Raw genomic sequence first — 16351 nt, 5'->3', positions numbered from 1 at the left:
GAGTCCGCTTGTGAATAATACTGAATTTTACGACCGTCTTGGAGTTTCTAAAACAGCTAGTCAAGATGAAATTAAAAAAGCATACCGCAAACTTTCAAAGAAGTACCACCCTGATTTGAACCATGAACCAGGGGCAGAAGATAAGTATAAGGAAGTGCAAGAAGCCTTTGAGATACTCGGTGATCCACAAAAGCGCCAGCAGTATGACCAATATGGTGCTGCTGGGGCCCAGGGTGGCTTTGGAGGTCAAGGCGGCTTTGGTGGTGCCCAAGGTGGTTTTGGTGACTTTTCTGATTTGGGTGATATCTTCTCTCAGATGTTTGGTGGTGGATTTCAGGATCCAAATGCACCACGGAAAGGTCGCGACCTCCAGTATCGGATGCATTTGACCTTTGAGGAAGCCGTTTTTGGAACTGAAAAGAACGTTAAGTATACGCGTTCACAGGCTGATCGTTCACAACACGAAGTTAAGGTAAAGGTGCCTGCCGGCGTTGAAAGTGGTCAGCAGATGCGTTTGTCTGGCCAAGGTGAAGACGGCGTTAATGGTGGTCCGCAGGGTGATTTGTACGTGGTCTTCTCCGTTGCGGCTTCAAAGGACGGTTTTGAACGTGATGGCTCGGATATCTATCTTCAACAAGATATTGACTTTATCACGGCGGCCTTGGGGGCTGAAATTCCCGTTAAGACCGTTCACGGTGAAGTTAAGTTGAAGATTCCAGCTGGAACGCAAAATGGACGTCGTTTCCGCTTAGGGGGCAAGGGCGTTGCCCGTTTGCATGGTAACGGCTATGGCGACCAATTCGTTGTGGTCAACGTTGTGGTTCCAACAAAACTGAATAAGGACCAGAAAGCTGCCCTAGAGGCCTTTGCTAATGCTTCGGGGTCTAAGGTTTCTAAGAAGAAATCAATTTTTGATAAATAAGACAATTTAAAAGCAGTTAAGCTATCTTTAGTCTTAATTTGATCAATCAAAAAAGCCGGCTCAGATGAGTCGGCTTTTTTGATTGATCATTACTTTTATAGGTATTTTGTTGAATCGTCCACGTGCCATGGATCTTGACGATTGATGTGGTCGTAGTACAATTTACCATGTAAGTGGTCAATTTCATGCTGGAAGACGATGGCAGGGTAGTTGCGCAGTGTCTTTGTCAAAGTTTGACCAGATTCGTCTTGGTAGCGAACGGTAATCTTCTTTGACCTGGGGACAAAGCCAGGAACATCCTCGTCAACTGAGAGGCAGCCTTCCCCGGTTTCTAATGCAGCTCGTCCAACTGTTTCAGACACAATGACCGGGTTAAAAACAACACCTTTGAAGAATGGCTTGTCTTCGACATCTTCGGCTGGGTCGGCAGATGGGATCAAGATGGCCGTCATTTGCAAAGATTCCCCCACTTGTGGAGCAGCCAGGCCAACGCCAGGGCGCAGACCGTACTTTTCATTTTCTTCCTCGTCTTGTGAGACTTCTAAGTAAGTCATCATATCTTTGGCGAGTTGTTGGTGCTCAGGACTGAGCGGGAAAGGAACTTCCTTAGCCTGGTCACGTAGAACGGGATCACCGTCTCGCGTAATTTTGTCCATGGTGAAACGAATTGTCATGTTGGTTAACTCCTACTTACAATTTATCAACTTTTAGTATAGCAGAAATCAGTTGATAACGGGCTTTTGCTCTTCGACTTTCCTTTTTTTTCGTTGGTTGGGCTTGGAAGTTGCTTGTTAAATCAGTCGTCTTTGCTGGCAAGGGGAGTGAAAGCTTGTTAGAATGTAGATGATATGTTCATCTTGCATTTGAAAGGATTTTCTATGGCAGAGCAATACCAGCTTCCAATTGACGGCAATTGGAATCAGGACGATATCATCGCGGTTTCAAATTTGATTGACGCCGTTTTGCAGGTTTATGAGGGTGGTTGTGATCGTGAATACCTCTTAACGGCTTACCGCCAGTTTTTGACGGTTATTCCATCAAAATCAGAACAAAAGGCTTTTGACCGTGATTTTGAACAACAAACTGGTCGGTCAATCTATCAGACGCTGAAGCTGACTGAAAAACCAGTTAGGCGGGTTTTGGTCAATGACTGAGTGGACGAACAATCAATTAATCCAGGTTGATCAAACAGTGCGACGCTGGTTGGTCGAACTGGGTCGTGATGCCAGAGAAACTAAGAACCAAGATTTACACGTTGGTGAAAAAGAGGGCGATTTTCGCAACCTCGTTACTAACCTGGATACCACCAACCAGGCATGGTTGCTTGACCATATTCGGTCAATCGATTCCGATGCTCAATTTGTGGCTGAAGAGGGGGACCTGCAACGACCTGAAACCATGGCTGGTCATGTCTGGTTTATCGACCCTATTGATGGCACACTGAATTTTGTCCATGAAAAGACTGATTTTGCCATTATGGTGGCCCTTTATATTGACGGTGAGCCAAAACTGGGCTGGATTGCCAAAGTGATGACCAATCAGGTCTTCCATGGCGGTCCGACAATTGGTGCCTTCGTTAATGACCAAAAATTAGCACCGGTAGCAGACCTGGGACTAGCAGAATCGATTTTGATTGTATCCGGTCGCCGCCTAATTTGCGGGGAAAAACCCTATGCAACCATTGCCTCTGAAGCCTTAGCTTATAGGGTTTTGGGTTCGGCTGGGATTTCCTTTAGTCGTTTGTTGCTACAACAGGCAACAGGGTATTTCTCTAAGCTATCTCCATGGGATTTAGCAGCCGGTCGGGTCTTAGCCGAAACGCTTCGTTACGTGGTCAAATCACTTGACGGAAGGCCGCTAAATATGCTATCATCAAACACAGTATTAATCGCTACAACCAAGACGTATCGCGAGTCAGTCAAGATAGTGAAAGACTAGGGAGACAATCCCTAGTCTTTCTTGTGAGTAGCAAAGATAAAGGAGCACATAAAATTGGCAAATCTTCGCGAAGATATTCGTAATATCGCTATTATTGCCCACGTCGATCACGGAAAGACGACGTTGGTCAACGAACTGTTAAAGCAGTCTGACACATTGGACGCCCGTAAGGAAGAATCTTTGGGTGACCGTGTGATGGATACCAACGATATTGAAAAAGAACGTGGAATCACGATCTTGTCTAAGAACACTGCCGTTCGCGTTGGCGACAAGCAGATCAACATCTTGGATACCCCTGGCCACGCCGATTTCGGTGGAGAAGTTGAACGAATCATGGGAATGGTTGACGGGGTTTTGCTCGTCGTTGATGCCTTTGAAGGAACCATGCCTCAGACTCGGTTCGTTTTGAAGAAGGCCTTTGAACAACACTTGACACCAATCGTGATTGTTAACAAGGTTGACCGACCAGGTGCCCGCCCCGAAGAAGTCGTTGATGAAGTTTTGGACTTGTTCATTGAATTGGGTGCTGATGAAGATGACTTGGACTTCCCGGTTATCTTTGCTTCAGCAATGAACGGAACATCTTCATTTGATCCAGATGTTTCAAAGCAAGAACATACAATGGAACCAATCTTTAAGACGGTTTTCGAAACGATTCCTGCTCCAGTTGATAACTCAGACGAACCATTGCAATTCCAAGTTGCCATGTTGGACTATAATGACTTCGTTGGTCGTATTGGTATCGGTCGTGTTAAGCGTGGAACAATCAAAGTTGGTGACAACGTTGATGTTTTGAAGCTTGACGGTACATCGCAAAACTTCCGTGTTACAAAGCTTTCTGGTTTCATCGCTTTGGATCAAGTTGAAATCCAAGAAGCAAAGGCCGGTGATTTGATCGCCGTTTCTGGTATGGAAGACATCTCAGTCGGTGAAACAGTTGTTGACCCAGCTCATCACGATGAATTGCCATTGCTTCGTATCGATGAACCAACATTACAAATGACTTTCCGTCAAAACGACAGCCCCTTTGCTGGTCGTGAAGGGAAGTTCGTGACTGCTCGCCAAATCGAAGATCGTTTGTTGCGCGAATTGCATACTGATGTTTCTTTGCGTGTTGAAGACACTGACCAGGCTGGTGCCTGGCTGGTTTCAGGACGTGGTGAATTGCACCTTTCCATCTTGATTGAAAACATGCGTCGTGAAGGCTTCGAATTGCAAGCTTCACGTCCACAAGTTATTTTCCGTGAGGAAGATGGTCAAACCACTGAACCTTACGAATCAATCCAGATCGACACACCAGATGAATATTCATCAACTGTGATCGACTCATTGAACCAACGTAAGGGTGAAATGCAAAATATGGAAGCTGTCGGAAATGGTCAAACTCGTTTGACTTATATGGCACCTTCACGTGGTTTGATTGGTTACGCCACTGAATTTATGACAGCTACTCACGGTTATGGTATCTATAACCACACATTTGCTGAATACCGTCCAATGGTTAAGAATTGGGAACCAGGCCGTCGTAATGGTGCCTTGGTCTCAATCAACCAAGGGCAAACAACTAACTACGCCATCATGGGTGTTGAAGATCGTGGTCAAATGTTTGTTGGCGCCGGTGTTGACGTCTATGAAGGAATGGTTGTCGGTATGAATGCTCGTGATAACGACATCTCTGTCAACGTGACAAAGATGAAGCCACAATCAAACGTTCGTTCTTCAAACAAGGACCAAACTGCTTCAATCAAAACTCCACGTGAGATGAACTTGGAAGCATCAATGGAATTCTTGAATGATGACGAATACGTTGAAGTAACGCCAGAAAACGTTCGAATCCGTAAGGCCATCTTGAACACTGCTGAGCGTGAAAAGGCTGCTAAGCGTCGTAAGTAAGCCTTTAAGCATCATCTGAAACAAACAAATACTCGTAGTGGCATGGACCAACCTTCATGTCACTATTATTTTGGAGCTATGGCACAATCTGGTACTGCAGCGGACTCGAAATCCGTCGAGCCGTCTTATGGCGGTGTGCGGGTTCAAATCCCGCTAGCTCCTTAAATAGATAATATGTAAAAGCCAAGGCCGAAAGCGGTTTTGGCTTTTTTTGTGCAGAAAAAGAAAAATACCCCTTAAATAGTTAGAATAGAATAAACTTTTTGAAATAATTTATTGCATTTTAGCAACAAATTGTATATTAAATGAATATAAAACTTAAATTAAATTAATTTAAAATTTTTTATATTAATAAATAGCGCTTTTTATAGAAAAATTTTTAATGCCTTGTTATGATATCTTTGTCACAAGTGAAAAAATGATTTTTGTTAAGAAATTATTCGTGAACTGCGAGGGTATAAGGTTAAATGATGAGAAAAAAGATGTATAAATCCGGAAAAAATTGGCTCTTTGCTGGTGTGGCAATCGCTGCTTTTTTAACTGCTGGTTCTGGTAATTCAATTAACCCGTCGGCAGATGAAATTTCGCAATCGGAGGCTAGTTTTGTTAAAGATTTCCCGGTTAATGGAACATATGTGACTGCTGATAGTGGACAATCATGGAAATACTTTGTCAATAATGCTCCAATAATGGGCTTATATAAGGATAGTCAAGGACAACTTCGGTATTTTAATTTTGATGATGGTACGCAGGTTAAAGGCAAAATTATAAACATTAGTGGTGTTGCTTACTATTTTGATGCGGGTTCAGGTGAGGGACATCAAATCACTGCGCAAAATGGTGGTACCTATTGCCAAGACAGTGTGAATGGAAATACTGTTTGGGCTTATAAGCTTAGTACAGGCGGCTATGCTCGGGGTCTGCAAAATATTAATGGAAACATTCAATATTTTGATGAAATAACGGGAGCTCAGCTGAAAGGTGGATCAGTCTATTTAGGCGGGGTTAACTACTATTTTGATGCTGGAAAGGGCAACCTCATTAGTACAGTTGACAGTGTTGCTCAAAAGCAAGATGATAGTCCAAAACGCGGTTTGGTTAGCACCAACGGACAATTAACTTATTTTGATCCAACAACGGGAGAACAAGCAAAAAGTAAACAAGTGGTTACAAATGGGGCTACTTATTATTTTAATGATAGCGGTATTGGAACCTATTTGTTTACGAATAGCGATAGTGTCTCGAAAACTGAGGCTAGTCAGCAAAATGCAGTTAATAGCACCGATACAAAAGATTATACAAATACAGTTGATGGCTTTTTAACGGCTGATACTTGGTACCGACCAAAGTATATTTTAGATAATGGTGAAAACTGGCGAGCATCAAATGAGGGGGAATACCGTCCTTTCATTATGAATTGGTGGCCTAATAAAAATGTTGAAGTTAATTATCTAACATTCATGCAAAATAATAATTTGCTATCAAGTACGGTTCAATATAGCCTTTTTACGGACCAGGCGATTTTAAATCAAGCCGCTTTTCAGGCACAAATTGCCATTGAAAAGCGAATTAAGTCAGAAGGTAGTACAGACTGGTTAAATACGTTGCTATTTGGTGGCGATGATAGTCATCCTTCATTTGTTAAGCAGCAATTTATTTGGAATTCTGATTCAGAATACCCTGGGCAAGGTGGAGATCAATGGTTCCAAAATGGCTACTTGAAATACGGTAATAGTGTTTTAACACCAACAAGTAACTCCAATTATCGTATACCAGGAAATTTTATGGATTTTTTGTTAGCTAACGATATTGATAATTCCAATCCTGCTGTTCAGGCTGAAAATCTTAATTGGCTTTACTATTTGATGAATTTCGGTTCTATTACGACTAATGGTTTGGATAATGATTCTAATTTTGATAGTATTCGACTAGATGCTATCTATTTTGTAAATAATGATGCTAATCAACGAACTTATGATTACTTACGTCAAGCATTCAATTTAACATCAAGCGAAAGTGTTGCTAATAAACATCTTTCCTTAGTTGAAGCTGGAGTCGATTCTGGTCCAACAGCTAATCAAAGTGAAGCATTAGTTGAATCAACTATGCGAGACTCTGTTAACGTATCATTGTTGAATGCGCCTGGTAAAAATGCATCTTTGTCGAATTTAATTAAAGATAAAGATTCTAATGTGCTTATTGCAGATCGTTTGAATTATTTCGGTGATGGTGATATTCCAAATTATTCATTTGTGCATTCCCATGATAAAGGGATTCAAGATGATGTTGGATCAGCAATTCATGAAGCCACTGGAGCTTCGTGGACGAGTTTTACTGATGATCAATTGCAAAAAGGATTAGATCTCTATTACCAAGATCAACGTTCAGTTAATAAAAAATATAATAGCTATAATATTCCAAGTACTTATGCCTTGTTATTAACTAATAAGGGAACTGTTCCTCGTGTCTATTATGGTGATTTATACCAAGATGATCATCAATATATGCAGCAAAAAAGTCTTTATTATGAGGCTATAAATTCATTATTATTGGCTCGAAAGCAGTATGTTGGCGGTGGCCAAACGATGAGCGTTGATAGTAATGGACTATTAAAGAGCGTTCGATTTGGTAAGGGAGCATCTTCAGCTCAAGATGCAGGTGATAGTGAAACTCGTACGGAAGGTGTCGGTGTCATTATTGGTAATGATCCATCGGTGAATGTTGCTGATGGCCAAACAGTTACCTTAGATATGGGTATTGCTCATAAAAATCAGGCTTATCGTCCATTAATTTTGACGACAAGTGATGGCGTTCAAACTTACGATAGTGATGAGAACACACCAGTTGTATATACGGATGACAATGGAATCTTGACCTTTTCAAATCAAGATATTAATGGTCAAGCTAATACAAAAATTGTTGGGACTTTGAACCCACAGGTTTCTGGCTACCTTGCTGTGTGGGTTCCTGTGGGTGCAAGTTCAAAGCAGGATGCTAGGACTGCCCCATCAACGGCTGAAAATACTGATGGAAAAGTTTTGCACTCAAATGATGCTCTTGATTCTAATGTCATTTTTGAAGGATTTTCAAATTTCCAGCCAATGCCTACGAGTCATGATGAAATGGCAAATGTAGTGATTGCTAAAAATACTGGACAATTTACTGCTTGGGGTGTGACAAGTTTTGAAATGGCACCACAATACCGTTCTAGTTCGGATCATAGTTTTTTAGATTCTACAATTGAAAACGGTTATGCAGTAATGGATAGGTATGACTTAGGTTTTAATGCGCCTACGAAGTACGGCACTGATGAAGATTTGCGTCAAGCCTTGAAAGCTTTGCATCAAAGTGATATTCAAGTTATGGCTGATGTTGTTTACAATCAAATTTATGACTTACCAGGTAAAGAGGTTGTGTCTACTAATCGCTCCGGAGTATTTGGTAATGATGTAGATGTTCCATTTGCAACACAACTATACGTTGTGAACTCTTTGGGAGGGGGGGAATATCAAAAAAAATATGGTGGTGAGTACCTTCAATTAATTAAAGAAAAATATCCCAATGTATTTACATCGAAAGAATATGAATATTATGAGAAAGAATATTCAAACGGGTCAGCCTATATTCAAACTAAAACAGCGACTCGAGAGGCTATTCCATCTGATCAACCAATTAAAGAATGGTCAGCTAAATATATGAACGGTACCAATCTTTTGGGTCGTGGAATGGGCTATGTTTTGAAAGATTGGAGTACAGGAAATTACATTAAGTTAGAAAATAATGGTAGTCAATTACCAAAATCTCTGATTTATACAACCACTGGTTGGATTGACAACGGTGATGGGACCTGGTCTTACAATGATGTGAAGACAGGCAACCGATTGACCGGTAATCAGGTAATCAATGGCCAGAAAGTTTACTTTAACCATGATGGCATTCAAGTTAAGGGAGGATTTGCAGAAAATCCTGATGAAACTTGGTCTTACTATGATAAAAACACTGGTGATCGTTTGCTTGGCCAGCAAAAAATTGATGGGCAAGAATTATATTTTGACGAAAATGGGGTTCAAATTAAAGGGCAATGGGTTAATCGTGTAGATGGCTATCGGTCGTACTATGATGCAAAAAGTGGTCAGTTAATTCAGTCTGTGCCAGTTGATTTGCAGCAGCGCCTAGAGGGTTGGGTTGAAAATTCTGATAAAACATGGTCATATTACGCTACCAATGGTCAACGGGTTACTGGAGCGCAATTGATTAATCATCAACATTTATACTTTAATGATAATGGTATTCAAATAAAAGGTGCCTGGGTCGGCAATGGTGATGGAACCTGGTCATACTACGATGAAAATAGTGGTGATCGGTTGACAGGGGCACAAACTGTTAATGGTCAACATCTTTATTTTGATAAAAATGGTGTTCAAGTTAAAGGAAATTGGGTTGATAATGGCGACCATACTTGGTCATATTACGACATTAATAGTGGTGAGTGTTTAGCTACTAGCCAAACAATGGATAATCAACATCTTAATTTCTGGATTCAAAATCCTGATTTAACTTGGTCATATTATGGCACTAACAATGGTCAAAAATTAACTGGTGCTCAAATCATTGACAATCAACACTTGTTATTTACAGATAACGGCGTCCAAGTTAAAGGCCGTTGGGTTGAAAATGCCGATTCTACCTGGTCTTATTATGACGCAAATACAGGAGTACGACTAACTGGTCAGCAAGTGATTAACCAGCAACATGTATACTTTAATGACGATGGCATTCAGGTGAAAGGAAATTGGGTCAAGAATGATGATAACACCTGGTCATACTATGATGCTAATAATGGTAATCGTTTAACTGGTGATCAGGTGATCAATCAGCGATATTATCATTTCAATGCTGATGGCATTCAGGCTCGAGGAGCATGGGTTGAAAATAGTGATGGCTCTTGGTCATATTATGATGCTTTGAATGGTGAACGAGTGACCGGCAGTCAAGAAATCAACAATCAATCTCTGTATTTTAATCAAAACGGTATCCAAATTAAGGGAAACTGGGCTGAAAATCAGGATCATACGTGGTCATACTATTCCTTGGCTAGTGGTGAAAAAGTTGAAAATGCTCAATCGATTGGCTCAATTAAGTTCAATAGTTGGGTCCAAAATCCTGATGGTACGAATTCGTATTATGACTTAGATACAGGTAAGCGCTTGACTGGTGTGCAAACAATCGATAATAAAACGTATTATTTTGATTTAAATGGTATTCAAGTGAAGGGAAACTGGGTTGAAAATCAAGATCATACCTGGTCTTATTATGATCAAAAAACAGGTGCTCGATTAACCGGCCAACAGACAGTTAACAATCAGATACTGTATTTTGATGAAAAGGGAATCCAGATTAAAGGGGCATGGGTCCAAAATGGAGATAAGACCTGGTCATATTATGATGCTAATAGTGGTGAGCGAACTAGAGAACAAATGAGTCAGCCAGTTGGTCTATAAGTTATTCAAAATAATTTATATTCATTAATAAATCACAAACTGCAAAGCTCTTTGAATACTGTTGAGGCTAGATTATCGGTTTTTCAGATTTTTTTTAATCAACGATAATCTAGCCTTTTTATGTAATTATGTTTACTTTGTTGGTTGGTATTAGTTAAAAATAAATATTTACTTATGTAAGAGGTTAAAATGAGAAAGAAAATGTACAAATCTGGTAAGATTTGGGTCGCTGCATTAGCAGGAAGTATTGCTGTAACGATTGGCACTAACGTTGCCCATGCTGATGATATCAATACCCAGCAGACAACAAATACTCAATCAGTAACGGATGCAATCAATAAAACTGTTTGGACTGGCGGGACAGATGGACACTATATAACTGATAGTGATGGTCGGCAGCATTTTGTTGTAAATGCCACTGGTCAATCAGTAGTTGGATTACAAACGATTGACGGGCATTTGCAATACTTTGATCCAACTACCACTGCGCAAGTCAAGGGAACATTAAAGACGATTGGTTCTGACACATATTATTTTGCAGCTAATTCAGGAAATGCTATTACGGGGACACAAAACGTAGATGGTTTGTTATTTGGATTTGATCAGCAATTCAAATTAGTTAAGAATGGCTTTGTGACCAATTATGATGGATCGACTTATTATTTTGATCAAACCGGTAAGAATGTAACTGGATTACAGAACATTGATGGAAAAACTTACTATTTTGCACCATCAGGCGTTATGAAAAAAGGTGGCGATTCTGCTGTTTTGATTAATGGTGTTGAATATATTTTTGATGCAATTGATGGTCATGCCACTATTGCTAATCAACAACAATTTGCAATTGGCTTGAATTCACAAAATAATGAATTTTCAGTTCATAATCAAATTGCGGCAATTGACCGCCAGGATATTGATAATACTGATGGGTTTATCACTGCTAATGCGTGGTATCAACCAAAAGATATTTTGCAAGAAGGAAAAACATGGGTATCATCAACTACCAATGATCGTCGTCCACTATTGATGACTTGGTGGCCGGATGCTAAGACTGAGGCAGCTTATATTAATTTTATGTTAAGCAATCATATTGGTCAGGGTGATCCAGTCAACGTTTTAAAAAATTCGCAAGAAGAGCTAAATCAGGCTGCTAATCAAATTCAGGTAGCCATTGAGCAAAAAATTAGTAGTGATCAGTCAACGGACTGGCTGAAACAACTAGTTTCTCAGTTTATTATTACTCAGCCCAATTGGAATATAATCAGTGAAATGCCCAGTACCGGTTTTCAAGGCGGAACCTTAGCTTATCAAAATAGCAATATAACACCGGATACAAATTCTGATTATCGTTACTTGAATCGCAATCCAACCAATCAAAATAATGTGGATTCTTCTAGAGTAAACAGTAAAACAAATGAGACACCCGAAACTTCTGCTGTTAATTCAGAAGGAGCCAATCCCAATGGTGGCTATGAGTTTTTACTAGCAAATGATATTGATAATTCCAATCCAGTTGTCCAAGCTGAACAATTAAATTGGTTACATTATTTAATGAATTTTGGCACAATTACAGCCAATAATAGTAACGCCAACTTCGATAGCATTCGGATTGATGCTGTTGATAATGTAGATGCTGATTTATTACAGATTGCAGCCGACTACATGAAAAGTGTCTATGGTACTAATCAAAGTGATCAGTCAGCAAATAAGCATCTTTCGATTATGGAAGATTGGAGTTATGATGATTTCAATTATGTTGGCGAACAGGGTAGTAACCAATTAACAATGGACTTTAAGTCTCAAGTTCAACTGCTATTTTCATTGTCCAAAGACCCAAACAATCGTGCTGGAATGGATCGCTTCTTAGCATGGTACAACGTTAATCGCAAGGTTGATAATACGGAAAATCAAGCAATTCCGAATTATTCATTTGTTCGGTCACATGATAGTCAATCACAGACAATTATTGCTCAAATTATTAATGACTTGTATCCAGGCTCGAACGGTTTAATGCCAACGGACAGTCAGTTAAAAGCTGCTTTTGAAGTTTTTCGTGCAGATCAAGAGTCAACCGTTAAAAAATATGCCTTGTATAACATTCCAGCTAGTTATGCAATGTTATTAACAAATAAAGACACGGTTCCGCGGGTTTATTATGGTGATTTATATCAAGAAGATGGTCAGTACATGGCTGAACAAACACCATATTATAATGCGATTACGACTCTTTTGAAGGATCGCATTAAGTATGTTGCGGGTGGTCAAACAACGTCTGTTGGTGTAGTAGACACATTGACTAAACAGCCAATTAATCATAATGATGTTTTAACTACCGTTCGTTTCGGTCAGGGATTACTTAATGAGACTGATCAGGATAGCACGAATCATACGGATGGTATGGGGGTGATTATAAGTAACAACCCGGACCTTCAATTAGGGCAAAATGAACAAGTAGTTTTGCATATGGGCGCCGCTCATAAAAATCAATTGTTCCGAGCATCTTTGCTTTCAACCAAAGATGGTTTGCAAATTTATAATTCTGATGATAGTGCACCAACTATGATGACGAATGAAAATGGTGATTTAGTATTTGATTCATCTTGGATTTACGGTGTCAGCGACCCACAAGTTTCTGGCTACTTGGCGGTCTGGGTGCCAGTTGGTGCAGCAGCTGATCAAGATGCTCGAACTAGTTCGGATACGTCAGCATCAACTGATGGAAAAACATTTCATTCAAATGCTGCATTAGATTCAAATGTTGTTTATGAAGGCTTTTCAAACTTTCAAGCACTGCCTACAAAAATTGATGAATTTGCTAATGCTAAAATTGCGGCAAATGCTGACTTATTCAAATCTTGGGGGATTACTAGTTTTGAATTTGCACCTCAATACCGTTCAAGTACTGATGCAAGCTTCTTAGACTCGATTGTAAAAAATGGTTATGCATTTAGTGATCGTTATGATTTGGGATTTGACAATGCTGATGGCACACTAAACCCCACCAAATACGGTACAGCTGAACAACTGCGTTCGGCTATTGAAGCATTGCATCAGGTAGGCTTACAGGCAATGGCTGATTGGGTGCCTAACCAGGTCTATAATTTGCCAGGACAGGAAGCGACAACAGTTACTAGGACTGATGAATACGGTAATCCTTTGACTGATTCTACTTTTAATAATTTGGTTTATATTACGAATACCAAAAGTAGTGGTTCTGATTATCAATCCAAATACGGAGGGGCCTTCCTATCTGATTTAAAAAATCGTTATCCTGAATTATTTGAAAAAAATCAAATCTCCACCGGTGTTCCAATTGATGGTAGCCAAAAAATAACACAATGGTCAGCCAAATATTTGAATGGTACAAATATTCTAGGTCGTGGTGCTTATTTCACCTTAAAAGATTGGTCTAGCAACCAATATTTGAATATCAGTCAAACTGGCACAGCGTTCTTACCGAAACAGTTGCTTAATCAGGAATCATTTTCGGGATTTAACAAAGTTGCTGGTGGTATTGTTTATTATTCACTAAGTGGTTATCAAGCAAAGGATAGCTTTATTCAAGATCGTGACGGTAATTGGTATTATTTCAATACCGATGGATATATGGTGACGGGCGAACAAGAAATCAATGGTATTAAGTATTTCTTTTTGTCGAATGGGATTGAATTGCAGAACCATACTTGGTTAGATTCGAATGGAAATTTGAGATATAGTGGTCAAACGGGCCAAAGTATCGTATTACAAAATACACTAACTAGTACTGTTGATGGGTATTACATTACTGATTCGGCCGGCAATCAAAAGTTCATTTTGAAGTATAATAGTTTACCTGTGATTGGTTTATATACAATCGATGGTAATATTCAATACTTTAGTTCACCAGGAGGTGCTCAAATTAAGGGAGCTTGGCAGACGGTTAATAACCAGAAATACTATTTTGCTCCTGGATCTGGAAATGCACTGACTGGCCTACAAACTATTGATGGTCAACTTTACGAATTTACAGCAGAAGGTGTTTTGCTTCGAAATTTGTCTAATGGTGGTGGGACAACAACGCCAACGGTACCGTCAGATAACGGCGGCACCACTAATAACGGTGGTGGAACAACAACGCCAACGGAACCGTCAGATAATGGCGAAACCACTAATAACGGTGGTGGAACAACAACGCCAACGGCACCGTCAGATAACGGCGGCACCACTAATAACGGTGGTGGGACAACAACGCCAACGGCACCGTCAGATAATGGCGGAACCACTAATAACGGTGGTGGAACAACAACGCCAACGGCACCGTCAGATAACGGCGGCACCACTAATAACGGTGGTGGGACAACAACGCCAACGGCACCGTCAGATAACGGTGGCACCACTAATAATGGTGGTGGAACAACACCAACGGCACCGTCAGATAACGGCGGTACCACTAATAACGGCGGTGGAACAACAACGCCAACGGTACCGTCAGATAACGGCGGCACCACTAATAACGGTGGTGGAACAACAACGCCAACGGTACCGTCAGATAACGGCGGCACCACTAATAACGGTGGTGGAACAACAACGCCAACAGTACCGTCAGATAATGGCGGAATCACTAATAATGGTGGTGGGACAACAACAACACCGGCGCCGTCAGATAATGGCGGTACCATAACTAGTGGTAATAGTAATGTTGCTACCTATGTTAATGAATCTAATTTGGCTGTTGATTCAGCCATTCTTCGGCGTTCTTCTTCCCAAGCGTCAACAATAGTGGCTAACAATCCAATTGGAAAAAATTCTACTTCTGCAGCACAGTCAGCAGCTACTAGCATAGCAACTGCTGGACAAACTAATAATGCTACAAAAGAAGCAACTTCTAATTCAAAAGCACCGAAAGCGTCTGATGGGAAGGGAAATCATTCTTCAAATGATAATTCGAAGAATACTCATGATAATTCAGCGGTCGGTCATGTCGGTAAATTTTTGAACAACATTGGCAATTCGATTGCTAAGGGATTTAGTGCGGTTGGAAAGTCTATTGGCCATGCGCTGGCTGCAATTGGCCATACGGTTTCAGCAGTATTCGATAGTATTGGTAAATTTTTTAAGCACTTGTTTTAATTCAGTATAAAATTATTATTTTTAATTTGAACTTTGCCAGATACCAGGTAGTAGAGGTCATTAGAGTTGATATTTAAACAGTATTAGTCTTTATGATCAGAAGTGTAGTTGATTAAAACTTCGATTTTTTTCGTTAATTTAAAGCAGTTTAAAAGAAGAGCAAACGGTTTTTCCGTTTGCTCTTCTTTGTGTATAGGTAAAGTTATGACTTGAATTAAATTAGGAAGGAAAGTTATCCGCTTTTGGTTTTAGCGGTAAGCTAATCATGCACTATTGAGGCAGTTTGGATACTAAAGCCGCAGATGGTAACGCCCAGAAAAAGGAGGCTGACGAATTAAATGACGCCATTATTTACTCTGGAGACAGATTTGTGGCTAGTTAAAATCATTAGTAGATCATATCGGAAGTGAATTAGTCTCCCTCGTATAATGCAAGAGAGTTGATTACAATTGGTGACAACGTCTTGATTGGTGAAAATGTTAAAATTTATGATCATAACCATGCTTTTGGTAAAAACTATGATGGCGTGCAGCCAAATATTTTTAAGACAGCACCGGTGATGATTGGTGATGGCGTTTGGATTGGATCAAACGTGACTATTTTAAAGGGTGTGATAATCGGTTCAGGGGCAATTATTGCTGCTGGGACGGTCGTCAATCAGGATGTCCAGCCTGATGTTATCTATCAGGAGAAACGTAGTTTTGAACAGCTGCCCATCCAATATCGAAAGGACTAACAATGGCTGTGTTGGTCCTTTTTTTGTTTTCTTTGTCTTATCTTAATGAATAAAACCACTGGTGGCTTATTTCGTCATGGTTATCTGGCTAATGCTGATTGTTGATGGATGGTGTGTTTTTAAAAGCAAGCACGCTAATATTTTTGACCATTATTATTCTCTGCATTGCTGATCGATAATAGTTCTCCTTGTTTGCTGGCAAAACCGTTTGCTCTGATTTGTTTGCCGGTAAATTGCGTTATACTGGCTTTA

7 protein-coding genes, 1 tRNA gene and 1 pseudogene are annotated in these 16351 nt (G+C 40.1%); 8 read left to right on the top strand and 1 reads right to left on the bottom strand.

Annotation, left to right across the window (positions count from 1 at the left end; translation table 11 throughout):
- Positions 1-10: 10 nt before the first annotated feature.
- Positions 11-922, top strand: coding sequence for a DnaJ C-terminal domain-containing protein (locus ACSYSR_RS00435; protein ID WP_489816453.1), 912 nt, complete (start codon positions 11-13; stop codon positions 920-922).
- A gap of 95 nt (positions 923-1017) precedes the next feature.
- On the opposite strand, the gene def is transcribed toward ACSYSR_RS00435, so the two are convergent.
- On the bottom strand, positions 1018-1596 hold the full coding sequence (def, locus tag ACSYSR_RS00430) for a peptide deformylase (protein ID WP_489816454.1): 579 nt from the start codon (positions 1594-1596) through the stop codon (positions 1018-1020).
- Between the two features lie 204 nt (positions 1597-1800).
- On the opposite strand from def, the gene ACSYSR_RS00425 reads away from it, so the two are divergent.
- The 7 genes and pseudogenes from ACSYSR_RS00425 to ACSYSR_RS00395 all read left to right on the top strand — a co-directional run.
- Positions 1801-2076, top strand: a complete 276-nt coding sequence (locus ACSYSR_RS00425; protein ID WP_489816455.1) for a UPF0223 family protein — start codon at positions 1801-1803, stop codon at positions 2074-2076.
- Positions 2069-2860 carry an inositol monophosphatase family protein gene (locus ACSYSR_RS00420; RefSeq protein WP_252774043.1) on the top strand — a complete coding sequence of 264 codons (792 nt, stop codon included), beginning with the start codon at positions 2069-2071 and terminating at the stop codon, positions 2858-2860. Before ACSYSR_RS00425 ends, ACSYSR_RS00420 begins: the two co-directional genes overlap by 8 nt.
- 54 nt (positions 2861-2914) lie before the next feature.
- The gene (typA, locus tag ACSYSR_RS00415) at positions 2915-4753 is read left to right on the top strand and encodes a translational GTPase TypA (RefSeq protein ID WP_252774042.1); all 1839 of its coding nucleotides are present in this window, start codon (positions 2915-2917) and stop codon (positions 4751-4753) included.
- Between the two features lie 72 nt (positions 4754-4825).
- A tRNA-Ser gene (locus ACSYSR_RS00410) sits at positions 4826-4915 on the top strand.
- 305 nt (positions 4916-5220) lie between these two features.
- Entirely contained in the window at positions 5221-10254 is a 5034-nt protein-coding gene (locus ACSYSR_RS00405) for a glycoside hydrolase family 70 protein (RefSeq protein ID WP_491706396.1), read from the top strand.
- Positions 10255-10443: 189 nt separating this feature from the next.
- The gene (locus ACSYSR_RS00400) at positions 10444-15363 is read left to right on the top strand and encodes a glycoside hydrolase family 70 protein (RefSeq protein WP_489816456.1); all 4920 of its coding nucleotides are present in this window, start codon (positions 10444-10446) and stop codon (positions 15361-15363) included.
- Positions 15364-15925: 562 nt separating this feature from the next.
- Positions 15926-16036, top strand: a pseudogene (locus ACSYSR_RS00395) (DapH/DapD/GlmU-related protein); the annotation flags it as partial.
- Positions 16037-16351: the final 315 nt, after the last annotated feature.

This window comes from Fructobacillus sp. ESL1096 (assembly GCF_058511985.1).
The sequence above is the reverse complement of the archived record's forward strand: the minus strand, read 5'-3'. Positions and strand labels throughout refer to the sequence as shown.

Excerpts from the sequence above, each read along its gene's own strand:
- ACSYSR_RS00420 (WP_252774043.1), top strand. The coding sequence starts at position 2,069 with ATGACTGAGTGGACGAACAATCAATTAATCCAGGTTGATCAAACAGTG.
- ACSYSR_RS00405 (WP_491706396.1), top strand. The coding sequence starts at position 5,221 with ATGATGAGAAAAAAGATGTATAAATCCGGAAAAAATTGGCTCTTTGCT.
- ACSYSR_RS00400 (WP_489816456.1), top strand. The coding sequence starts at position 10,444 with ATGAGAAAGAAAATGTACAAATCTGGTAAGATTTGGGTCGCTGCATTA.
- ACSYSR_RS00425 (WP_489816455.1), top strand. The coding sequence starts at position 1,801 with ATGGCAGAGCAATACCAGCTTCCAATTGACGGCAATTGGAATCAGGAC.
- def (WP_489816454.1), bottom strand. The coding sequence starts at position 1,596 with ATGACAATTCGTTTCACCATGGACAAAATTACGCGAGACGGTGATCCC.